Genomic DNA, 22,447 nt, shown 5'->3' on the forward strand with positions numbered 1-22,447 from the left:
GGATACACATACAGTTACCCCCTGCATAAAATATACAGGGGGTAATTAATGCGTCGCAATCATTTAGCTGCTTCTTCCGATTCCGGTAATGTCACGTTAAGTTCAAGTACCGAAATATCGTCCCCTTTCTGCTCGAACTGCACATGCAGCATTTCAGGATCGATCTGAATGTATTTGCAAATAACCGCCAGAATATCGCGTTTCAGATCAGGCAGATACGGGGGCTCACTGTCCCCGCGACGACGCTCTGCGACGATAATCTGCAGCCGTTCCTTGGCTATATTGGCTGTCTGTTTTTTGCGGGACAGAAAGAAGTCTAATAAGGCCATGGTTTATCCCCCAAAAAGGCGTTTCAGGAAACCCTTCTTCTCTTCTTCAATGAAGCGGAATGGGCGTTCTTCCCCCAACAAGCGGCAAACGGTATCGTCGTACGCCTTACCGGCGTCTGACTCGGCATCCAGAATGACAGGCTCACCCTGGTTGGAAGCGCGCAGCACGGACTGGTCTTCCGGGATCACACCCACCAGCGGAATGCGCAGAATTTCAAGCACGTCTTCCATGCTCAGCATGTCGCCACGGCTGACGCGGCCCGGGTTGTAACGGGTCAGCAGCAGGTGTTCCTTGATTGGCGATTCGCCTTTCTCGGCGCGGCGTGACTTGGAAGAGAGGATACCCAGGATACGGTCAGAGTCGCGTACCGAAGACACTTCCGGGTTGGTGGTGATGATAGCTTCGTCGGCGAAATACAGCGCCATCAGCGCACCGGTTTCGATACCGGCCGGTGAATCGCACACCACGAAGTCAAAATCCATCTCGCCGAGATCGTTGAGGATTTTTTCAACGCCTTCGCGGGTCAACGCGTCTTTGTCGCGCGTCTGCGAAGCCGGCAGGATATAGAGGTTTTCAGTGCGTTTGTCTTTGATCAACGCCTGATTCAGCGTGGCATCGCCCTGAATCACGTTCACGAAATCATACACTACCCGACGTTCGCAGCCCATAATCAGGTCAAGATTACGCAGGCCGATATCGAAATCGATCACGACGGTTTTCTTGCCTTTCTGGGCCAGGCCGGTAGCGATGGCCGCGCTCGAAGTGGTCTTGCCAACGCCCCCTTTACCCGATGTAACAACAATAATGCGTGCCATGAAATGGATTCCTTGTCAAAAGGGCTTAATTTAAAGGTTGTATGGTTAAAGCGTTATCCAACAGGCTGAGTCGTACGGCCTGCCCGACGTAATCGGACGGGATTTGGTCGCTCAACCAGTACTGCCCTGCGATAGAGACTAGCTCAGCCGCCAGGTGGGTGCAAAAAATCTGACATTGCGTGTCGCCTGACGCGCCTGCCAGTGCGCGACCGCGCATCATGCCGTAGACATGAATATTGCCATCGGCAATCAATTCGGCGCCGGCGCTGACGCTGCTGGTCACGATAAGATCGCAGTTGCGGGCGTAAATCTGTTGGCCGGAACGGACAGGCGTACTGATGATGCGCGTTTTGGCGGGGGCGTTATCCGCCACCACGGGCGCAGGTGCAGGCTCCGGCGCAGCCATCTTCTGGCCTTTGCCTTCGCTCAGCAGCGGCAGCCCGGCACGGGCTATCGCGCGCTTTTGACGCTCATCTCTGCAACCGCTGATACCCACAACGCGCAGGCCTGCTGCCGCGACAGCCTGTTGAAGTTCTTTCCAGTTCGCATCGCCTTCCAGCGTTGCGACGTTGATAACAACAGGGGCGTTTTTCAGAAAAGCGGGCGCTTGCTCAACTTTTTCCTGTAACGCCTGACGTATTACCTCGGGCTGTGAATTATGCAAATGAACAACCGATAGGGTAAAACTGCTGCCTTTTAGCTCAATTGGCGATTGTGACATCTATCCTGACTCAGTCTCAGCAACTTTAAATCCCCGGAATACCACTCGGGGTGCGATATTCCGATGTACTATAAGCATGTTATAGTCAGAGTTATATCCAGGCAAGACGCTCCCTCAATTAAATAGAGTTAAAAAAATGCTTTGTGTGATCTATAGAAGCCCGAAACGCGATCAAACTTATCTTTATGTCGAAAAAAAAGACGATTTCTCTCGTGTGCCGGAAGCGCTGCTGAAAAGTTTCGGTGTACCGCAATTCGCCATGATGCTGTCGCTCGATGAGCGCAAGAAATTGGCCTCGGCGGATATCGAAAAGGTGAAGCAGGCGTTGAAAGACGAAGGCTATTACCTGCAGTTCCCGCCGCCGGTAGAAAACCTGCTCAACCAGCATCTGGCGGGCGACAAGGCCTGAGACAGTGGCCACGGCCAGGGGAGGCGCGATGACACCTTCGGCAAGAAGAATTGTATTGGCCGCCTGGCTGACGTTGGGCGGGGTGCTGATGCCGGGCGCAGCGCAGGCGGCGCAGGAGACGACGCTGGCGACGAGCGGCCGGGATCCGGCGCAGTTCCCGGCGTATGTCGAACAGCTCAAGCGCCGGGCGCGGGAGCAGGGCATCAGTCAGGCCACCCTCGACCGCGCCTTTGCGCAAATCCATTTCGTCGATCGGGTGATCAAGGCCGATCGCAATCAGCCGGAGCAGAAGGTAACCCTGGACGACTATCTGCGGCGGGTGATGACGCCCGTTAAAGTGCGCCAGGGGCGCGAACTGTACCGGCAGCGCCACGCGCAATGGACGCGCGCCGGCGAGCGCTACCGGGTGCCGGGGCGCTATATCATCGCGCTGTGGGGCATGGAGAGCGCCTACGGCAAGATTCAGGGGCGGGAAGATGTGGTGTCCGCGCTGGCGACGCTGGCGTTTGAAGGGCGCCGCGAAGCCTTTTTCAGCCAGGAGCTGATGGCGGCACTGCAGATAGTCGAGCAGGGGCACGTCGGCGATACACCGCTGAAAGGTTCCTGGGCCGGCGCGATGGGGCAATGCCAGTTTATGCCGAGCTCTTTCCTGCGCTATGCGGCGGACGGTGACGGTGACGGGCGCATCGATATCTGGAACAACATTGATGATGTCTTCGCGTCTACGGCCAGTTATTTGTCCAAAGAGGGCTGGCAGCCCGGCATCGGCTGGGGGCGTGAGGTCAAACTGCCCGCCGGTTTCAATCGGGCCGAGCTGGGGTTGAAAGACGCGCAAGCGCGCAGCGTCAACGCCTGGCAACAACGCGGGGTACGTCGTGCGGATGGCAGTGCGTTGCCGCATGCCGTTCAGCGCGGTTGGATCATTGCGCCGGATGATCTGCAGGGCCGGACGTTCCTGGTCTATGATAATTTCCGCACCCTCATGCACTGGAATCGCTCTTACTATTTCGCTATCGCCGTGGGTATGATGGCGGACGCGATCGGACATTGATCCGGCACACCAATAATCGGCTTGGCGCGCCAAGCCTCTACAGTTTGGGAGAAGCGGTATGTATCAACATAGAGACTGGCAGGGTTCGCTGCTCGATTTCCCGGTGAACAAGGTGGTTTGCGTCGGCAGTAACTATGCCGATCACATCAAGGAAATGGGCAGCGCGGTTTCCGTCGAGCCGGTGGTATTCATCAAACCGGAAACGGCGCTGTGCGATATTCGTCAGCCGGTGGCCATCCCCAAAGAGTTCGGTGCGGTGCATCATGAGGTGGAGCTGGCGGTACTGATCGGCACGCCGTTGAAACAGGCCAACGAAGACCGCGTTGCGCGGGCGATCGCCGGCTACGGTGTGGCGCTCGATCTGACGTTGCGCGATTTGCAGGCGGGCTTTAAAAAAGCCGGCCAACCGTGGGAAAAGGCCAAGGCCTTCGACGGTTCCTGCCCGATGTCGGGGTTTATTCCGGTGGCGGAATTCGGCGATCCGCAAAACGCCGAGCTGTCGTTGACCGTCAACGATCAACTGCGCCAGCAGGGCAATACGCGCGACATGATCACGCCGATCCTGCCGCTAATCAGCTATATGAGCCGTTTCTTCACGCTGCGCGCCGGCGACATTATCCTGACCGGCACGCCGCAGGGCGTGGGCCCGATGGCTTCCGGCGATATGCTGAAAATCAGCCTGAACGGCAAAACGCTCAGCACCCGGGTGATCTGATTTCTCCTTGCCGCCGGCGGTGTCGGCGGCAAAGCTTGCATCTTGTGGCTAAAATGTCTATATAGTCCCCCCTCGAACCTGTGCGCAGGTGACTTATCCATTTACCGAAACCGGACGCTAACATGTCACAACTCGCTTTTTGGCAACAGAAAACGCTGGCGGAAATGTCAGAACAAGAGTGGGAATCGCTGTGCGACGGGTGCGGGCAATGCTGTTTGAATAAGCTGATCGACGAAGATACCGACGAGATTTATTTTACCAACGTAGCCTGCAACCAGCTCAACATCAAATCCTGCCAATGCCGTAACTATGAGCGGCGCTTCGAGCTGGAAGAAGACTGCATCAAATTGACGCGCGAGAATCTCACCACCTTCGAGTGGTTGCCGCCGACCTGCGCCTATCGCCTGATCGGTGAAGGCAAGCCGCTGTTCCCCTGGCATCCGCTGCTGAGCGGTTCCAAGGCGGCAATGCATGGCGAGCGCATTACGGTGCGGCATATCGCGGTGCGTGAAAGCGAGGTGGTGGACTGGCAGGACCATATCCTTAACAAGCCGGACTGGGCCAGATAAAGGCGGGCGCCTGCAGAGCAATACGCGTTTTCATGCAAGAGGGCGGCGTGTTCAGACATGCCGCCCTCTGCGTTATTGAGCTAACCACCGGGTGTGGGGCTCATGGCATAAGCCGCCATTTCACGCTTTTTTGTCGCGGCGATGCCAGTTAGCCAGATTTTTCAGCGGCTGCTTCACATACGGGCTGGCTTTGATCAGGCTGAACAGCAGTTTATTCACCGCCGTACCTACTTTGTCCATTGGCCGGTCGATATCGAGAAACAGCACAGCGCGCAGTTCGTCGGTATCATTGCGAACCTCGTGTTCGTAGGAATCATCAAACAAAATCACCTTGCCTTCATCCCAGTGCAGAATTTGGTCGTCAACGCGGATCCAGAGCTTTTCCCGATCCTTTGGCACGATTAATCCCAAATGCGCGCGCACCACGGCACGAGTCGGGCCTTTGTGGGGGACGATGTGATAGTGCGGCTTAAGGATCGAAAACATGGCGGTGCGCATGCCGGGGATCTCGCTGACCGCCTGTGCGGTCTGCGGGCAAATGGCGCAGTTCTCATCAACCCGCTGCCCGTAGACAAACAGCCCGAAGGTTTTCCAATTATCCCCTTTGGAGATGCGTTGCTGATCCGGTGATATTTGGTGGAACGCGGGGATATCCTCCGGGTGCTCCAGCAACCGATCCAACTCCTCGCGAATGGCAGGCCAACGGGCTTCCAGCGCCGTGACCCAATTAAATTCATGATTACCGATCCGCGGTGTGGTGGAGATCAGCGAATGGCGAGTCTGAAAATCGCCGTTCCAGCGCAGGAATTTTTTCCCTGCTTTGAGCAGCATGCGCCGCAGGAACGGGCGCTGAGACGAAGGGGGCAATGTGGTATCCGGCATAGTATCGTGTCCTTGATGTCATATGATGTGCAGTAGTCAGCCAAAGCCTGGCTCACAGGAAGAAAGGGTGAAAGTCAACACGTCATTCAGCATAGGGAAAGCATCGCGAACGATTTTAATCTTTAATGCGCGAATGGCGTTGATGCTTGGTGCCGGATAGAGGGAAATTCCAACAATTTATTTAAGGCGGGTAAGGGGTTGCGTGATGGGGGATAGGGGGAAAAAAGCCCCTGCAAAGATGAGGGGCAAGACACACAACAACACCAGGGAAATCGGTAGTACTCACGTTGCCGATACTATAAGGATTTTATGGGTAAACTTCACCAAAATATTGTGCTCTGAATGTGACAAAGGCGCAGTCGTTCATAAGTAACGGTAATTTATTGATGCTCGAAGGTTGAAAGGAAGGGCCGGTTTTAGCCGCCGGTATTGCAGAAGTTTAATGTTATGTAAATTACGTGCTGAACTGAGCCGGGATGCTTCTTTTTAAACGATAAGTTGGGTAATTTGGCCGCTCTCCCGCAAGTTCGAGAGCATAACAATGAAAATGGTCCGTCTGTTTGCCGTAGCTGGAGCGCTAATCGTGCTCGTTTACTTCCTTACACATACCTGAAATGGGGTTATCTCTGAATTTGACAGTAATACCCTAAAAAAACGGCGCCAGGTGGCGCCGTTTTTTGTTTGTCTGCCGTTCAGCGGCCGAACAGATCGCGGCGGCGTGGGCGGACAAACTGTGCGATCAGTACAATCAGCGCCACCAGCAGATAGGCGCCGAAGATACCAACCAGCCATTGTGGCATTTCCAGCGTCAGGAACTGCCATTGACGCACGGAACAGTCACCGGAAGCGTGGAACACCGCCGGCAACCATTTGTCCAGCGGCAGCCAGGACGGGAAGCTGACGAAGAAATCGCAGGTATTGAATGGCGAAGGATGCAACTGGATCATGGTGTGCTTCCACGCCAGCTGTACGCCTTCCCAGGCGCTGTAGATCCACAGCAAGATCGCCGCGTAGCGCAGCGGGGTTTTCGGCGCGATAGCGCCTACCAACGAGGCGCCGAGGATGCCGAATAGCGCGCAACGCTCGTAAATGCACATCACGCACGGCTGCAGCAGCATAACGTGCTGGAAATAGAGCGCGACCAGTTCCAACACCAACGCTGTCAGGGCCATCAGCAGCCAGGCGCCGCGTCCTTGTGAACAGCGGTTAAAGAATTGCAACATATCTAGATTCTTCCATGCAGTAAGCAATTGAACCGGCAGTGTAAACCAATTCCCCCTCGCTGCCAGCCACTTGGGCCGGTTTCAGCGTAAAAATATCGGTTCACCCTGCCGGCGCCGTCTCAGTGGCTGACGGTGTCGATGGGCGGCAGCGTCAGCCAATGCCACTGCGTCAACAGCTCGGTCGCCGGCTCCAAAGTGAATTGGACGCACAGCAGGCCAACTACCGTCAACACCACCGTATAAGGCAGGGCCATCCAGACCATGCGGCCATACGACAGACGCACCAGCGGCGCCAATGCCGACGTCAGCAGGAACAGAAACGCCGCCTGCCCATTAGGGGTGGCGACCGAGGGCAGGTTGGTGCCGGTATTGATGGCGACCGCCAGCAGCTCGAACTGCTTCAGCCCGATCGCGCCGGTTTCCAGCGCGGTGCGCGCCTCGTTGATGTAAACGGTGCCGACGAACACGTTGTCGGAAACCGACGACAGCAGGCCGTTGAACAGGTAGAACAGCGAAAGCTGAGAGGAGGGCTCGGCGCGCAGCACAAACTGGATCACCGGGCTGAACAGGTGCTGTTCGATGATCACTGCGACCACGGTGAAGAACACCGTCAGCAGAGCGGTGAATGGCAGCGCTTCCTGGAACGCTTTGCCGATGGCGTGCTCGTCATTCACGCCGCACAGGGAGGTGGCGAGAACGATGACCGACAGGCCGATCAGCCCAACTTCTGCCAGATGGAAGGCCAACGCCAGCACCAGCCAAACGCCGATCAGCGCCTGCATCACCAATTTAAGCCGTTCTTGTTTGCTACGGCCTGCGCTGGCCTTGCGGTCATACTCTTTCAGCACGTCGCGCACCGCTCCCGGCAATTGCGCGCCGTAGCCAAACAGGCGAAAACGTTCTACCAGCCAACACACCAGCAGGCCGCACACCAACACCGGCAGCGTGACCGGCGCCATACGCAGGAAGAAATCGATAAAACCCCAGCCCGCGTTTTTGGCGATAATCAGGTTTTGCGGCTCGCCCACCATGGTCATGACCCCGCCGAGCGCGGTGCCGACGCCGGCGTGCATCAGCAGGCTGCGCAGAAAGGCGCGGAATTGCTCCAGCGTCTGTTTGCGCTCTTCGCCGGTAAAATCACTGTCATCGCCAATGTCGCCGTCAGGGCGGTTTGACGTCACGTTGTGATAGATGGAATAGAAACCGGTGGCCACGCTGATCACTACCGCCACGACCGTCAGCGCGTCGAGGAAGGCAGAAAGGAAGGCGGCGGCCAGGCAAAACGCCAGCGACAGCAGCGTTTTCGAACGGATGTTGAGCAGCAGCTTGGTGAACACGAACAGCAGCAGCTGCTTCATAAAGTAGATGCCTGCCACCATAAAGATCAGCAGCAGCAACACTTCCAGATTATGTTCGATTTCCTGCGAAACCTGCGCCGGGCTGGTCATGCCGATGGCCACGGCCTCTAGCGCCAGCAGGCCGCCCGGCAGCAACGGGTAGCATTTCAGCGCCATCGCCAGGGTAAAGATGAACTCGACCACCAGCAGCCAACCCGCAATAAACGGGCTGGCGAAAAAGAACACCAGGGGGTTGATCGCCAGAAAAATGAGAATGGTCAGTTTGTACCAGTCGGGAGATTGCCCCAGAAAATTTTTGAGCAGGGCGCTGCGCAGGGTTGTTTCCATTGTCCTCTATGCATCCTTAATCAGTCGTAGCACGTACCCTAACAATGCGGTGGGGGCGTGCGCAACCGGAGCTTGTTTTACGGCGGCAAATTTCCTTCGGCCGGTGTTTTTGCGCGTTTTTTGCCACTTTATGCACACTTTCGTTTATTGTTTTTCGCTCACGCTATGTCATGTCAGCACGATCTGGTATGATGAGCTGATTACTTTTACTGATTTTATCGTCGCAACGGAACGTCAAACACATGGTCATAAAGGCGCAGAGTCCTGCCGGTTTCGCGGAAGAGTACATTATTGAGAGTATTTGGAATAATCGCTTCCCCCCTGGCTCTATTTTGCCCGCGGAGCGTGAGCTTTCGGAGTTGATTGGCGTCACGCGCACTACGTTACGTGAAGTGTTGCAACGTCTGGCCCGCGATGGTTGGTTGACCATTCAGCATGGCAAACCGACCAAAGTGAACAATTTTTGGGAAACGTCCGGCCTCAATATCCTTGAGACCGTAGCCCGTCTCGATCACAAAAGCGTCCCGCAGCTGATCGATAACCTGCTGTCCGTGCGCACCAATATCGCGTCGATCTTTATTCGCGCCGCGGTGCGCAATCATCCGGAACAGGCCCAGGAAGTGCTGGCGAAAGCCGCCGAGGTAGAAGATCAGGCAGACGCGTTCAATCTGCTCGATTACGAGATCTTCCGTGGTTTGGCGTTCGCTTCTGGCAACCCGATCTACGGCTTGATTTTCAACGGCCTGAAAGGGCTGTACACCCGCGTGGGCCGTTACTACTTCTCCAACCCGGAAGCGCGTAAGCTGGCGCTGACCTTCTACAGCAAGCTGTCCACGCTGTGCCATGAGAAGCTGTACGACCAGGTGATGGACACCGTGCGCAACTACGGTAAAGACAGCGGGGCTATTTGGCAGAGCATGCAGGGCACCATGCCGAGCGATCTGACCGAAGCGCGTCGCTGATTGCGTATTAATGAAATTAAGAAAGGGCGCCATTTTGGCGCCCTTTGTCGTTATGGCGGATTACAGCGGCGTTGGTCGCGGCGGGCACCGATCGAGCAGCTCCACGCTGCCGTCTTCGTTTTGCTGTTCTAGGATCACGTCGAAGCCCCACAGGCGGTGCAGGTGCTTCAACACGTCGCGACGGCTTTTATCCAACGGCGCACGCTCCTGTGGGATATAACGCAATGTTAGCGAGCGGTCGCCGCGCAGGTCCACGTTCCAGATCTGAATGTTCGGCTCGTGATTGCTCAGGTTGTATTGTGCAGACAGCTCCTGACGGATCGCCCGGTAGCCGGCCTCGTTGTGGATCGCGGCAATTTCCAGATAGTTGTTGCGATCGTCGTCCAGCACGGTGAACAAGCGGAAGTCGCGCATCACTTTGGGCGACAGGAACTGGCTGATAAAGCTCTCGTCCTTGAAGTCGCGCATGGCGAAGTGCAGTGTCTCCAACCAGTCTTTTCCGGCGATGTCCGGGAACCAGTAGCGGTCTTCCTCGGTCGGTGATTGGCAGATGCGCTTGATGTCCTGGAACATGGCGAAGCCCAGTGCATAAGGGTTGATGCCGTTATAGTACGGGCTGTTGTAAGGCGGCTGATACACCACGTTGGTGTGGCTGTGTAAAAACTCCAGCATAAACCGCTCGGTCACACGGCCCTCGTCGTACAAATGGTTGAGGATGGTGTAGTGCCAGAAGGTGGCCCAGCCCTCGTTCATCACCTGAGTCTGTTTTTGCGGGTAGAAATACTGGCTGACTTTGCGCACGATGCGTAACACCTCACGCTGCCAAGGTTCCAGTAGCGGTGCGTTCTTCTCGATAAAATAGAGGATATTTTCCTGCGGTTCGCTTGGATAGCGACGAGCCTGCTCCGGCGACTCTTCGCGCTCGACGCGTGGCAGGGTCTTCCACAGCGTGTTCACCTGGCTTTGCAGATATTCTTCGCGGCTTTTCTGGCGCGCTTTTTCTTCCACCAAGGAGATTTTCTGCGGGCGTTTGTACCTGTCGACGCCGTAGCTCATCAGTGCGTGGCAGGAGTCCAGCAACCGTTCCACTTCTTCTACGCCGTAGCGTTCTTCGCACTGGCTGATGTAGTGACGGGCGAACAACAGATAATCGACGATGGAACTGGCGTCGGTCCAGCTGCGGAACAGATAGTTATTCTTGAAGAACGAGTTGTGGCCATAGCAGGCGTGTGCCATCACCAGCGCCTGCATGGTGATGGTGTTCTCCTCCATCAGGTAGGCGATGCAGGGATTGGAGTTGATGACGATTTCATACGCCAGCCCTTGCTGGCCCTGTTTGTAGCGCTGTTCGGTTTCGATGAACTTCTTGCCGAAGGACCAATGGGTATAGTTGATCGGCATGCCGACGCTCGAATAGGCGTCCATCATCTGCTCGGAGGTGATCACCTCGATCTGATGGGGGTAGGTGTCGAGCCGGTAATGCTTGGCGACGCGGTCGATCTGCTCCAAATACACCTGCAGCAGTTCGAACGTCCAGTCCGGTCCATCGCTCAGACGTTTATCATCCTTAACCTTTTCATGTGTTGAAGTAGTCATCAGCGCACCCTCATTATTCACGGGTCTTGCTCAAACGGCAGACCCTGTAACAAGCATAGTTCAAGTCATAATTAATCATTGCAAATCAGTGAAATAAAAATGCCGGTACGCAAAGGCGCGAACGGCGCTCAATTCGACGCCCGTCCTGGCAGAAGGCGGCACAGCACCGCGCGTCTTCTCCGAGTATAGCCCTGCGGCAAGGGCGTGCAACACATGCCTGTTGTACGACAGGGATTGAAAATTGTTATGTTATATTGTAACTTTTAATTTTCTCAATAACGGACAAGGAGCGCATTTTGGCGAGGCATTTTGGCAAAGTGGCGGTGGCGCTGGCAGCGCTGTTTATCAGCGGGCAGGCGTTTGCCCACGGGCATCATTCACATGGCAAGCCGCTGACGGAAGTGGAAAAAAAGGCCGAGGCGGGCGTGTTCGACGATAAGGACGTCAAAGATCGCGACCTGGCGGATTGGGAGGGTGTGTGGCAATCCGTGTACCCTTACCTGCTCAATGGGGATCTCGATCCGGTGTTCAAGAAGAAAGCGGCGCAGGATAAGAGCAAGACCTTCGCAGAAGTGAAGGCGTATTACCGTAAAGGGTACGCCACCGATGTGGATACTATCGGCATTGAAAACGGCGTCATGGAGTTTCACCGCGGCGACCAAGCCAGCGCTTGTCAGTATAAGTACGCCGGGCATAAGATCCTGACCTATGTCTCTGGTAAAAAGGGCGTGCGTTATCTGTTCGAATGCCAGGAAGCCGGCAGCCTGGCGCCGAAATTCGTGCAGTTCAGCGATCACATTATCGGCCCGCGCAAATCGGCACATTTCCATATCTTTATGGGCAACACCTCGCAGGAAGCGTTGCTGAAAGAAATGGATAATTGGCCGACTTACTACCCATTCCAACTGCAGACCAAAGAAGTCGTGGACGAGATGCTGCATCATTGATTCCCCCGCTCCCGCGATCCCAAGCCCGCTTAGGTGGGCTTGTCCTCAGTCAAACGGTCTGACTTGCAGATAATCGTCCGTCACTTCCATTTCAAACAGCGTTTTATCCGCCAGCAAGGTCGCACGCATTCGTTCCCGGGCTTGCCGGTAGCGTTCATCCAACTGAATATCACCGGCGCTTTCCCATGCGACTCGGCTTGGCCATTGCGCATAGCCGATAAACTGCCCGCTCACATCCTGATGCAGGCGCGAGCCCAGGCTGCCGCGCTGCAGATAGATACCTTGGGTCAATTCAAGCCAGGCCTGGCGAAAGGCGTGTTCGTGCCCGGTTTTGACTGAAAATTGGTAGATGGCGATGAACATAAGGCGTTCTCCACGATAGCGACAGTGTGAACTTTAGGCGTTGCTTCTGGCGTTAACGTTCATATCGTGCTGCAGCGTTCAATGTAAACGGGCGGGCTAAGGGCTCGGGTGTTTTATTCCAGCACTGAAAGCAAGGTTAACGGTAGCTGTAATTTTACGCGATTTTTCTGCTGCGGAGGGAGGGTGCTCTCTTTGTTTGTTATGTTGGAATTTTTTATTTTATTGGTTTTTTGTTCTGATTATGTACTGGCTGGTATTTTTATATTCTGTTAAATCAATGTTGCTTATTACGCCTTTTTTGATTGCTATCATTGATAGCATTGCTATCTATTCAGCGGCGGTTTGACGCCATAGGCCCCTCTAAACCGCATCTTATCGCTATTTTCAGGTGGCTATTGCAAATGCATGACCCATCGACGATAAATTAATTGTGAATATTGTCACGTTTGATGACGAAGTTGTTGGACGGATTTTTTCACTGAGTTAATTTCCTGTGAGCAGAAGATTATGCTTTGTGAAGCCTTGGGCTGGAGTCAGCGATGCGAGTGGTAATTTTAGGTAGTGGAGTGGTGGGCGTAGCCAGTGCCTGGTATTTGGCGAAGGCGGGGCATGAGGTGACGGTGATCGATCGCCAGCCTGGCCCGGCATTGGAAACCAGCGCGGCGAACGCCGGACAGATTTCACCGGGCTATGCCGCTCCCTGGGCGGCGCCGGGCGTGCCGCTGAAGGCCATTAAGTGGATGTTCCAACGCCATGCGCCGTTGGCTATCCGCCTCGACGGCAGCAGCTTCCAGCTCAACTGGATGTGGCAGATGCTGAAAAACTGCAACACCGAACACTACATGACTAACAAAGGCCGCATGGTGCGCCTGGCGGAATACAGCCGCGACTGCATCAAGGCGCTGCGGCAGGAAACCGGGATCCAATACGAAGGCCGCCAGGGCGGCACGCTGCAGCTGTTCCGCACCCAGCAACAGTTCGAAAACGCAGCGAAAGACATTGCGGTATTGGAAGATGCCGGGGTGCCTTACAAACTGCTGGAGGCCAGCCAGCTCGCCAGCGTTGAGCCGGCGCTGGCCCAGGTGGCGCACAAGCTGACCGGCGGCCTGCAGTTGCCGAACGACGAGACCGGCGATTGCCAGCTGTTTACGCAACAGCTGGCGAAGATGGCAGAGCAGGCGGGCGTGACTTTTCTGTTCAACCGCAGCGTCGATCGCCTGCTGGTGGAGGGCGACAAGATTGCCGGCGTGCAGTGTGGTGAGGAAGTGTTTAAGGCCGATAGCTACGTGGTGGCGTTCGGTTCGTACTCCACGGCGCTGTTGCGCGGCCTGGTGTCGATACCGGTTTACCCGCTGAAGGGCTATTCGTTGACCATTCCTATCACCGACGAAGCGGCGGCGCCGTTCTCTACGGTATTGGATGAGACGTATAAAATCGCCATCACGCGCTTCGACCAGCGTATTCGCGTTGGCGGCATGGCGGAGATCGTCGGTTTCAACACGCAGCTGGAGCAAAAACGGCGCGAAACGCTGGAGATGGTGGTACGCGATCTCTACCCCAACGGCGGCAGAGTGGAAGACGCGACGTTCTGGACCGGCCTGCGGCCGATGACGCCGGACGGCACGCCAATTGTCGGCCGAACTTCGCTGAAGAACCTGTATCTCAATACCGGGCATGGCACGTTGGGCTGGACGATGGCCTGCGGCTCCGGGCAGTTGTTGTCCGATCTGATGTCCGGCATTACGCCGGCGATCCCTTCCGATGACCTGGCGGTGGCGCGTTACAGCGCCGGGTTTCGCCAGCAACACGCGGTTCCGCTGAACGACGTGCATCCCGCACGTTAATCGTCGACGTTGTCATAGACTTTTCCGGCCACGCGCAGGCGCGCGTGGCCGCTGTACGCTGCCCCAAGGAGAACCGATGCCCCGTCCGATAACCGCCACGATGCATCTCGGTGCAATTGAAAACAACCTGCAGGTGGTGCGCCGTTTCGCCCCCGGCGCCAAAGTCTGGGCGGTGGTCAAGGCCAACGCCTATGGCCACGGCATCAAACACGTTTGGCGCAGCATGGCGCAAACCGACGGCTTCGCCATGCTGGATCTGGCCGAAGCGGTGCTGCTGCGCGAGTCCGGTTGGCAGGGGCCGATCCTGTTGTTGGAAGGCTTCTTCCAGCGGCAGGATCTGGCCTTGCTCGATCGTTATCGCCTGACGACGGCGGTGCACAGCGACTGGCAACTGGCGGCGATCGCCGACGCGAAGCTGAGTGCGCCGCTTGATGTCTATCTGAAAGTGAACAGCGGCATGAATCGGCTGGGGTTTGCGCCCGAGCGCCTGCATGAGGTGTGGTGCAGGGCGCAGACTGTCGCCAATATTGCCGAGCTTACGCTGATGAGTCACTTCGCCACCGCCGACGGGCCGGAAGGCGTAACTCAACAGATGGCCACCATCGAGGCGGTGGCTGCCGATGTACCGCTGCCGCGTTGCCTGGCCAACTCGGCCGCTACGCTGTGGCATCCTGCGACCCACGGCAGTTGGGTCCGCCCTGGGATTGTTCTCTATGGCGCTTCGCCGAGCGGTTGCTGGAATGATGTTGCGGGGACGGGGCTGCAGCCGGCGATGACGCTGAGCAGCGAGATCATCGGCATTCAGCAACTGAAGTCTGGCGATCGCGTGGGGTACGGCGGCCGTTACAGCGCCGCCGGCACGCAGCGTATCGGCGTGGTGGCCTGCGGTTACGCCGACGGCTATCCGCGTCATGCGCCGACCGGTACGCCGGTGTGGGTTGACGGCGTGCTGACGCGCACCCTGGGAACGGTGTCGATGGATATGCTGGCGGTGGATCTGACGCCCTGTCCACAAGTCGAATTGGGCGCCGACGTGGAGCTGTGGGGGAAACGCCTGCCGGTGGACGAGGTGGCCACGGCGGCAGGAACGTTGGGTTATGAGCTGCTGTCGGCGTTAGCGGCGCGGGTGCCGGTCGTCACCGAAGCCTGAGCCGCGGCTCAGGCGACTTTTTTTATCTGCCCTTTAATCTGCTTGCTGAGCCGCCGTGCGTGCAGCGCCAGCAGGCAGCCCGCCAGCATGACCAATGCTAGCGACAACTTCGGCTGCAACGGCAACGCCATCGCCACCAGCCCCAGTGCGGCACCGCCGGCCATCTGTACGAAACCGACCAGCGCGGACGCGACGCCTGCCTCATTGGAGTACGGCTCCAACGCGTAGCTGGTGGCCGGACCCATCACGAACGCCAACCCGGCGCAGGCGCTGGCGACCGGCAGCATATACGCCAGCCAGTGCGCTTGCGCCGCCGCGGGCAGCAGCATGACGCCCAGCAGCAACCCCAGACAGCCCAGCCCCATCAAAATGCCGCCGGTCGCCAGGCAAACCGGACGGCCTACCTTGTGGATGATGCGGTTGGCGAAGAAGCTGACCAGCATGATCCAGAAACCGTTGGCGCCGAACACCAGCGAAAATTGCAGCGGGGTCAGGCCGGCGGTGCCCATCAGCACGTTCGGTGCCAGGGAAACGTAGGTCAGCGCCATGCCCATCGCCCCGGAGTTCACTACCGCAAAGGAAAGGAAACGCCGTTCGCTGAGGATGCGCGCATATTGGCGTACCGGCAGCCCCTTGACCGGGACGGTGTCGGCAGGGCGGGTTTCCGGCAGGCGCAGCGCGATGAGCACCAACACCAGCAGCGCATAACCGACCAGGAACCAGAAAGGGGCTCGCCAGCCGAAGGCTTCGGCGAGCAGGCCGCCGAGCAGCGGTGCCAGCGCGGGGATGATGTTCAGTGTGCCATTGAGAAAGCCGAAGGCGCGGGCAGCGTCGTCACCATTCAGGCGGTCGCGCACGCCGCTGAAGGCGACGACGGCGGTGCAGCAAACCGCCACCCCTTGCAGCAGACGCGAAGCGATGAAAAGCGTCGGGCTGGTAGCCAGCGCCGCCATCGCGGCGCCGATCATGTAGAGGATAATGCCGGCCAGCGCCACCGGCTTGCGGCCATAGTTATCCACCAGCGGGCCGGCGATGACCTGGCCGAGGCCGAGCACCAGAATAAACAGTGAAATGGTGGATTGGATCAGCGCTTCGCTGCTGCCCAGGCCGACGGCAATGGCGGGAATGGTCGGCAGGTAAAGATCGATGCCTAATGGGCCGAGCAGCACCAGGCTGAGAAGCATAAACAGAAACTTTTGCATAACAGGAAAGGCACGTCCGAGTGACAAAGAGGGCTAGAGTAGAGACTCCGGCGACAAATGAAAAGGGGCAAAGCGGGTCAGCGCTACGCCCCCTGGCGGTAATAGAGCGCCGAGACGGCATCGGCCACGTAACGGGCCTGGTGGCGAGCATCATCCAACGCACGGTGCGGCATGCCTTCGAACGGGCGTGTCTTTTTGGGGTTAAAGCCGTGAAGTTCTGCCAACGTGATCACCGTGCGCACGTCCTGAGTATCCCAGAATTTCCACGGGCAGGGCATTTCCAGCTGCTGGAAGGCGTGTTCGAGGATCGCACAGTCGAACTCTTTGCCGTTGCCCCAGACTTTCACCGTATCGGTGCTGTTCATATGGATAAAGCGGCTGAGGCTGCTCAACACGCGTTTCAGGCTCTCGGTGCCGCCGAAGGCCTGTTTGCGCGCTTCGTCGGACTGTTTCGCCCACCAGGCAACCGTATCCAGGCTGATGGTGCGGCCCGGTTGCTCTTTCTGGCAACTGACGGCGGCTTCGAATTCGGCGCCCAGTTCCCCGGTTCGGGGATCGAAAAACACCGCCGCAACCACCAGAATGACGGCGCTGGGTTTTGTGTCCAGGGTTTCAATGTCTAACATCAGATGGTGCATCGGCGTTTCCGGTGGTAGGCGTGGTGGCTTAATATTACTACAGAACGTGCGCCGATGCGGGCCGATGCGCACATGAAATCCTTTTAAAGCGCCGCGTTCAGGTTATGATGCTCGGGATACTCTTATCAGGTTGGTCGTTATCGGTGAGAACGCTTATCTTTATTCTGTGCATGGTCGGCTACTTGCTGTTGCTGGGCTACCTTAGCATGTTCGTCACGGACAAGATCTGTGAGAAGGCGGGCAACTTCACTAAAATATGCCGCGTCGTAGACATTTCCGAACCTCATATCCCTAAGTAGCAGTCTGTTTACCCCAGATAGTCGGTGGTAATCAACGGGGTCAGGATGGCCGCCAGCGCCATGAGCGCTCCCCATTGCCGCCAGCCCAGCCGCGCCAGCCAGTCATGTCGCTGCGGCGGCGTGGCCAACTGCCCGACGGCCACGCCGCCGGTCAGCAGCAGCGTCAGAATCAGCAGCACCAGGCCGCGGCTCACCAGCGTGAACTCGACATGCAGCACATTGGCGTAATAGAGGCGCATCAGAATAAAATAGCTCAGCAAGATCCAGGCGAAAACGACGTTCTTCCTGAGTACCTGCTGCAGCATCAACGCGATGAACAGGCTGTGAAAAAGCGACAGTAGCGGGGCCTCGATCGGATGCCGAACGCAGACGTTGTAGACCGCCATGTAAATGTTGAAAACCAGCAGGATATAGATCACGTAAATATACCAGCCGTAGATGACTTTGAGCTTTTTCGGGTTCGGCGGCAGGGAGAGTGCGTCCGGTTTCATTAATGCCTCCTGATGATGCCATGCAAACGCTGCGGTTGAAGACGACGCGGCGACATCGTAATTTTAAATCCACTGGGTATATATCACCCGTGCGCTAAATGACAATTAAACGCATGAACGGCTTTATTTCCGCGTTGACCTGGAACTCTTTGGCGCTTGCGGGGTCGATTAGCGTGCGAATGTCTGGCGGTTTTCCCGCCACAATGGAAGACGTAATACATTGATATGAGAGATTATAAAAACACTTCTGGCACAAAAATCCTGCTGCTGTTCAGCCTGACATTTTACACACTGTTGCCACCGTTGTTGACGACGGCCGTGTTCAACCGTTTCAATCTTAATCCGTTCGCGATCGTCAAATTTTTTCACTTTAACCCGTTTTTGGCCGATCGGGGCATACCCAGCTATCAGACTTTCTTCTATTTGCTGATGCTATGGTTGGGGTTCAATGTTTTGCTCTGGCTGCTGGTGTGGGGGGGAGGGCGACTGTATCAGCGCTGGCGAGCGCCGCGCGGCTGATAGTTTTCCAAAGGGAAAAAGTTGCGTGGGGAAATGACTTTACATTCAATAATGAGACGTATTATCATTTGTTTCGCCGGTGAGGGGAAAAGGGTTGTCTCCTTCTGTGCCCCCCGATCCGGCACGACATTGCTCACATTGCTTCCAGTTTTCATGCCAGCCTTGCGCTGGCGTTTTTTTATCCCTCGCCCAAAACCACGACGTCGGTGGTCAGCCTCATTTCATTAACACGATTGCTTAAAAGCCACCGCGCGGCATGGGGGGCGTTAGAACAGCGAAAACAGCAACACGACCGGCAGGCTCAACGGCCAGGTTAACCCGATGGTCACTGCGCTGATACAGCGAATTTTGACGGTGTCCCGGCTAACCAGGTAGGTGAAAACCATAGAAACTAAAAGACCAATAAAATAACAGTATTGCGTTGCAACCCACAGCGGCGACATGAAACCCGATCCCAATTGTATTTTTACGCGCGAATTCTAGGAGCTTGGCGGGGGATAATCAATGACCAAAGGCCGTTTATTCAAACCTTTATTCATAAGGACGCATAATTCATTTCTATAAAGAACGTGGGGTTATTAACGGCTTTACGTTTATTACCAAAAGAAATCAACAGCATAGTTACCGGTAACATTCTGCGTCAGGCAAGCCATCGTTTTGGAGGAACTCCGCTGAGCAGTAAAAGGGCCTGTGAGGGGGAGAAACGCGATGAGTCTATAATTCATAAAAATTAATGATGTATTTGCGGCAAAAAGGCTGAGGTGAAGTGCCGTTGTCCGTTCGCGAGCCCTTTAAGCGTCGGTTTTAGCGCATCGTAACGATGCGCCGCTGACGAGTCGGGAAGAGGGATTGTTGTCGTTGTAGGTTTAATGAATGTTAAGACCGTAGACGAACAGCCACGAAAACAGCAGCGCCAGCAGGCATGCCATAAAAACGATGGAGATCATTTCCTTCACAACTTCATTCCTTTTCCCGTGAGTCAAATTTACTTCTCTTTGTTTTTGCGCGAAATTTTAGATCGTCATGGGTAAAAATCCTAGTTTTAATCCCGTTTTTTTCTCTGGCATTGCGGCGTAAGCCGCGTCGATAGGCCGTGGCGACGCCGGAAAAGCAGGGGACGTTAACTCGTCGTAGCTATTGCTGAACGCTGTGGGGCTGACTATATAAAATAGGGACTGTGTGACGTCGAAGGCAGCCAGGCGTGTCTCTTAAGGGGGGCCGTTCATCTGTCTACGGCGCTTTCCTATGAGATGAGGAGTCGGCAATGAGCACAAAACCCACTATCGTGCTGGTACATGGATTCTGGGGCGGCGCCGCGCACTGGAGTAAGGTTATCATCGAGTTGTCACGCAGGGGCTATTCGGCGATTCATGCGGTAGAAATGCCGTTGACCTCGTTGGCTGAGGATGCGGAACGTACGCGTAAGATGGTCGCGCAGCAAGCGGGACCGGTAGTGTTGGTAGGGCACTCTTACGGTGGTGCCGTGATCACGGAAATGGGCAACCAGCCTAACGTGGTTGGCTTGGTCTACATCGCCGCGTTTGCGCCGGATGCCGGTGAAAGTGCCGGCGGTATTACGCAAGCGCATCCTCCTGCGGCAGTCGAGAATTTGACCCCGGACAGCGACGGTTATCTGTGGATCAAAACCGACAAGTTTCACGAAAGCTTTTGCCAGGATCTGACCGCCGACGAGGCGCTGGTGATGGCGGTGGCGCAGAAGGCTCCGCTGGCTGATACCTTTGGTAACACCCTCGGTGAACCTGCCTGGAAACATAAACCGTCATGGTATCAACTCTCCAGCGACGATCGCATGATAGCCCCGGAGAATCAGCGACGTATGGCGCAGCGGCTGCAGCCTAAGAAAGTGATGGTACTCAATGCCAGCCACGCCTCGCTGGTCTCTCACGCCGAGGAGGTGGCGAGTTTGATTGACGAAGCGGCCGGTTCGCAATAAAGCAAGAGCCGAAAGGTTCTTCGGAATAAAAGGTGACAGACTATTCCTCCGCTGCCTATTACGCCGGGCTAAAGAGCCGGCGTAATAGGGGCCCATTAAGGATAAACGCTGATATCGCTATCGATATTAATGATTAACAGCATCATCAGCACGACGGCGGTGGCAATAATGGCGTAGATGTCTGCCTTACGCATATCGCCTTAACGCCCGTTAACCCCGATCATTTCTATTGCCGCACGATGCAGCCTCTGAAAATAATCATCGGGCTGTTTTTCTATCTCCTGGATAAGGCTGGCGAGCAGGTTCTGTTTGGTTATCGGCTTGTTGGCGGTCAGCACCAGAAGCACGTTTTTGCCGAGCAGGCAGCATATTTGCTTATGGTATTCATCAACGTCGTGTTTGTTGAGGCCATAGAGGGTGTAGTCGATCATGATGTTTAACCTGCTGACAGGTAAATGCCCGCCGCAGCGGGCTGAGAAGCCATAGAAAAATAAAATGAGGAAAATTTCGCTTAGGAAAGGTCCCAAGCGATGGGATAACGATAACTGAATGGGAATATTCCTATCAAGCCGTGTGGACGTGGAAGTGAATGTTTAGGAATAACCTCAGAAGAACAAATAATAGAGAGGGCCGTTCTGGGGAACGCGACTTATTATTGACATTGTTATTGTGTAAAAAACAAACACGGATGATGTAAATATAATGCGGAAAAGAAACAGCCGGAAAACGGCGTTTTCCGGCTGTGGTGACATTCACGCGATGTTATTCACACGGTCTGCTTGCGAAACAGTTCGCGGAATACCGGATAGATATCGTCCGGTTCGCGGATATGCTGCATGGCGAAGTTGTCGAACTTCGCCTGCAGATCCTCATATTCACGCCACAGCGTTTGGTGAGCGCGGCGAGTGATCTCTATGTAGCTATAATAACGCACCATCGGCAGGATCTTCTTCGCCAACAGTTCATGGCACAGCGGTGAATCGTCGGCCCAGTTGTCGCCGTCCGAGGCTTGCGCGGCGTAGATATTCCATTGCGCCGGGTCATAACGTTCTTCGACGACGTCGTTCATCAATTTCAGCGCACTGGAGACGATGGTGCCGCCGGTTTCCTGTGAATAGAAGAACTCCTGTTCATCCACCTCTTTTGCCTGGGTGTGATGGCGAATATAGACCACCTCAACGTTTTTGTAGGTTCGGCTCAGGAACAGATAAAGCAGAATGTAAAAACGCTTGGCCATGTCTTTGGTCGCCTGATCCATCGAACCGGACACGTCCATCAGGCAGAACATCACCGCCTGGCTCGAGGGCTCCGGCCGGCGCTCATAGTTTTTGTAGCGCAGGTCGAAGGTATCGATAAACGGCACGCTTTCGATTTTCTTGCGCAGTTCGGCAATTTCTTTGCGCAGCCGCTCCTCTTCCAGCAATTGCACGGGTTCGGTGTTTTCCAACTGGGTCAGCGCGTCTTCCAACTCGTGCAACGCGCGTCTTTTACCGGCGGTCATGGCGGTACGCCGCGCCAGCGAGTTCTGCAGCGAACGCACGACGCTGATGTTGGCCGGCACGCCGTTGGCGGTATAGCCGGCGCGATGGGTTTTGAACTCGGTCAATTGCTTGTACTGATTCTTCTTCAAGTTGGGCAGGGCGAGATCCTCGAACAAAAGATCGAGATACTCATCTTTGGATATCTGGAAGACGAATTCATCCTGGCCCTCACCGTCCTGACTGGCGTTCCCTTGGCCGCCGCCACCGCCTGCGCCGCCCTGAGGCCGCTCAACGCGATCGTTCTGCACGAAGTGGTCATTGCCCGGGTGAACGCGATGGCGAGTGCCGCCGCGCCCCTGATGAAACATCGGTTCGTTGATATCGTCAGTGGGGATGGAGACCGACTCCCCGCTGTCTACGTCGGTGACCGAACGCTTGTTGATGGCTTCGGCAATCGACTGTTTGATTTGCGACTTGTAACGGCGCAAGAAGCGCTGGCGGTTCACCATGCTCTTGTTTTTGCCGTTCAGCCGTCGGTCAATGAAATAGGCCATACTTCCCCCAAACGACGTTGCCAACTCTTCATGTCCCGGCCGCGGCA

Annotated in this window: 24 protein-coding genes; 10 read left to right on the plus strand and 14 right to left on the minus strand. The window is 55.9% G+C overall.

The window, feature by feature from the left end:
* Nucleotides 1-59 precede the first annotated feature (59 nt).
* Genes minE through minC form a run of 3 tightly spaced genes read right to left on the minus strand, consistent with a single transcriptional unit; the run spans nt 60 to nt 1,866 of the window.
* Nucleotides 60-329 (minus strand): cell division topological specificity factor MinE, encoded by a 270-nt coding sequence (gene minE / locus BVU99_RS14170; protein ID WP_004932303.1) that lies wholly within the window; start codon nt 327-329, stop codon nt 60-62.
* Between the two features lie 3 nt (nt 330-332).
* Complete coding sequence (gene minD / locus BVU99_RS14175; protein WP_016927452.1) at nt 333-1,145, minus strand: septum site-determining protein MinD; 813 nt, start codon at nt 1,143-1,145, stop codon at nt 333-335.
* A gap of 25 nt (nt 1,146-1,170) precedes the next feature.
* Nucleotides 1,171-1,866 carry a septum site-determining protein MinC gene (gene minC / locus BVU99_RS14180; protein ID WP_025303113.1) on the minus strand — a complete coding sequence of 232 codons (696 nt, stop codon included), beginning with the start codon at nt 1,864-1,866 and terminating at the stop codon, nt 1,171-1,173.
* Nucleotides 1,867-2,002: 136 nt separating this feature from the next.
* Here minC and BVU99_RS14185 point away from each other — a divergent pair, with 136 nt between their 5' ends.
* The 4 genes from BVU99_RS14185 to BVU99_RS14200 all read left to right on the plus strand — a co-directional run bounded on the left by BVU99_RS14185 (nt 2,003) and on the right by BVU99_RS14200 (nt 4,610).
* Nucleotides 2,003-2,275 carry a YcgL domain-containing protein gene (locus BVU99_RS14185; protein WP_025303112.1) on the plus strand — a complete coding sequence of 91 codons (273 nt, stop codon included), beginning with the start codon at nt 2,003-2,005 and terminating at the stop codon, nt 2,273-2,275.
* A gap of 88 nt (nt 2,276-2,363) precedes the next feature.
* Entirely contained in the window at nt 2,364-3,326 is a 963-nt protein-coding gene (locus tag BVU99_RS14190; protein WP_225735592.1) for a lytic murein transglycosylase, read from the plus strand.
* A gap of 58 nt (nt 3,327-3,384) precedes the next feature.
* Nucleotides 3,385-4,041 (plus strand): fumarylacetoacetate hydrolase family protein, encoded by a 657-nt coding sequence (locus BVU99_RS14195; protein ID WP_004932286.1) that lies wholly within the window; start codon nt 3,385-3,387, stop codon nt 4,039-4,041.
* Between the two features lie 122 nt (nt 4,042-4,163).
* Nucleotides 4,164-4,610, plus strand: a complete 447-nt coding sequence (locus tag BVU99_RS14200) for a YcgN family cysteine cluster protein (RefSeq protein ID WP_025303110.1) — start codon at nt 4,164-4,166, stop codon at nt 4,608-4,610.
* A 120-nt stretch (nt 4,611-4,730) separates the two neighbouring features.
* Here BVU99_RS14200 and BVU99_RS14205 read toward each other — a convergent pair whose 3' ends face one another.
* The 3 genes from BVU99_RS14205 to nhaB form a co-directional block, all read right to left on the minus strand.
* Nucleotides 4,731-5,492 carry an aspartyl/asparaginyl beta-hydroxylase domain-containing protein gene (locus BVU99_RS14205; RefSeq protein WP_043143013.1) on the minus strand — a complete coding sequence of 254 codons (762 nt, stop codon included), beginning with the start codon at nt 5,490-5,492 and terminating at the stop codon, nt 4,731-4,733.
* Nucleotides 5,493-6,184: 692 nt separating this feature from the next.
* Nucleotides 6,185-6,715 carry a disulfide bond formation protein DsbB gene (dsbB, locus tag BVU99_RS14210; RefSeq protein ID WP_004932277.1) on the minus strand — a complete coding sequence of 177 codons (531 nt, stop codon included), beginning with the start codon at nt 6,713-6,715 and terminating at the stop codon, nt 6,185-6,187.
* Between the two features lie 119 nt (nt 6,716-6,834).
* Complete coding sequence (nhaB, locus tag BVU99_RS14215; RefSeq protein ID WP_025303108.1) at nt 6,835-8,400, minus strand: sodium/proton antiporter NhaB; 1,566 nt, start codon at nt 8,398-8,400, stop codon at nt 6,835-6,837.
* Between the two features lie 242 nt (nt 8,401-8,642).
* Between nhaB and fadR the strand changes: the two genes are divergently transcribed.
* A complete protein-coding gene (gene fadR / locus BVU99_RS14220) occupies nt 8,643-9,362 on the plus strand; it encodes a fatty acid metabolism transcriptional regulator FadR (RefSeq protein WP_025303107.1) in 720 nt (239 codons plus the stop codon).
* 60 nt (nt 9,363-9,422) lie between these two features.
* Here fadR and BVU99_RS14225 read toward each other — a convergent pair whose 3' ends face one another.
* Nucleotides 9,423-10,958, minus strand: coding sequence for a SpoVR family protein (locus tag BVU99_RS14225; protein WP_025303106.1), 1,536 nt, complete (start codon nt 10,956-10,958; stop codon nt 9,423-9,425).
* A gap of 296 nt (nt 10,959-11,254) precedes the next feature.
* Between BVU99_RS14225 and zinT the strand changes: the two genes are divergently transcribed.
* Nucleotides 11,255-11,905 (plus strand): metal-binding protein ZinT, encoded by a 651-nt coding sequence (gene zinT, locus BVU99_RS14230; protein WP_025303105.1) that lies wholly within the window; start codon nt 11,255-11,257, stop codon nt 11,903-11,905.
* A 45-nt stretch (nt 11,906-11,950) separates the two neighbouring features.
* Here zinT and BVU99_RS14235 read toward each other — a convergent pair whose 3' ends face one another.
* A complete protein-coding gene (locus BVU99_RS14235) occupies nt 11,951-12,268 on the minus strand; it encodes an antibiotic biosynthesis monooxygenase (RefSeq protein WP_025303104.1) in 318 nt (105 codons plus the stop codon).
* Between the two features lie 539 nt (nt 12,269-12,807).
* Between BVU99_RS14235 and BVU99_RS14240 the strand changes: the two genes are divergently transcribed.
* Nucleotides 12,808-14,112 (plus strand): D-amino acid dehydrogenase, encoded by a 1,305-nt coding sequence (locus BVU99_RS14240; protein WP_060423866.1) that lies wholly within the window; start codon nt 12,808-12,810, stop codon nt 14,110-14,112.
* Nucleotides 14,113-14,188: 76 nt separating this feature from the next.
* Nucleotides 14,189-15,262 carry a catabolic alanine racemase DadX gene (gene dadX, locus BVU99_RS14245; protein WP_099817183.1) on the plus strand — a complete coding sequence of 358 codons (1,074 nt, stop codon included), beginning with the start codon at nt 14,189-14,191 and terminating at the stop codon, nt 15,260-15,262.
* An 8-nt stretch (nt 15,263-15,270) separates the two neighbouring features.
* Here the strand turns inward: dadX and BVU99_RS14250 are convergent, their stop codons facing one another.
* The 3 genes from BVU99_RS14250 to BVU99_RS14265 form a co-directional block, all read right to left on the minus strand.
* Nucleotides 15,271-16,464, minus strand: coding sequence for a multidrug effflux MFS transporter (locus BVU99_RS14250; protein WP_025303101.1), 1,194 nt, complete (start codon nt 16,462-16,464; stop codon nt 15,271-15,273).
* Between the two features lie 83 nt (nt 16,465-16,547).
* Nucleotides 16,548-17,102, minus strand: coding sequence for a 3'-5' exonuclease (locus BVU99_RS14255; protein ID WP_038629407.1), 555 nt, complete (start codon nt 17,100-17,102; stop codon nt 16,548-16,550).
* A 307-nt stretch (nt 17,103-17,409) separates the two neighbouring features.
* Entirely contained in the window at nt 17,410-17,892 is a 483-nt protein-coding gene (locus BVU99_RS14265) for a hypothetical protein (RefSeq protein ID WP_025303100.1), read from the minus strand.
* A 225-nt stretch (nt 17,893-18,117) separates the two neighbouring features.
* Between BVU99_RS14265 and BVU99_RS14270 the strand changes: the two genes are divergently transcribed.
* Nucleotides 18,118-18,411, plus strand: a complete 294-nt coding sequence (locus BVU99_RS14270; protein WP_043142999.1) for a hypothetical protein — start codon at nt 18,118-18,120, stop codon at nt 18,409-18,411.
* Nucleotides 18,412-18,677: 266 nt separating this feature from the next.
* Here the strand turns inward: BVU99_RS14270 and BVU99_RS14275 are convergent, their stop codons facing one another.
* Nucleotides 18,678-18,854 (minus strand): GhoT/OrtT family toxin, encoded by a 177-nt coding sequence (locus tag BVU99_RS14275; RefSeq protein WP_025303098.1) that lies wholly within the window; start codon nt 18,852-18,854, stop codon nt 18,678-18,680.
* Between the two features lie 821 nt (nt 18,855-19,675).
* Between BVU99_RS14275 and BVU99_RS14280 the strand changes: the two genes are divergently transcribed.
* On the plus strand, nt 19,676-20,365 hold the full coding sequence (locus tag BVU99_RS14280) for an alpha/beta hydrolase (protein WP_043142997.1): 690 nt from the start codon (nt 19,676-19,678) through the stop codon (nt 20,363-20,365).
* A 200-nt stretch (nt 20,366-20,565) separates the two neighbouring features.
* Here BVU99_RS14280 and BVU99_RS14285 read toward each other — a convergent pair whose 3' ends face one another.
* Nucleotides 20,566-20,796, minus strand: a complete 231-nt coding sequence (locus BVU99_RS14285) for a hypothetical protein (protein WP_004932237.1) — start codon at nt 20,794-20,796, stop codon at nt 20,566-20,568.
* Nucleotides 20,797-21,131: 335 nt separating this feature from the next.
* Entirely contained in the window at nt 21,132-22,400 is a 1,269-nt protein-coding gene (locus BVU99_RS14290; protein WP_004932234.1) for a YeaH/YhbH family protein, read from the minus strand.
* Between the last annotated feature and the right edge of the window lie 47 nt (nt 22,401-22,447).

This window comes from Serratia sp. OLAL2 (assembly GCF_002752475.1).
Lineage (GTDB): Bacteria > Pseudomonadota > Gammaproteobacteria > Enterobacterales > Enterobacteriaceae > Serratia > Serratia bockelmannii.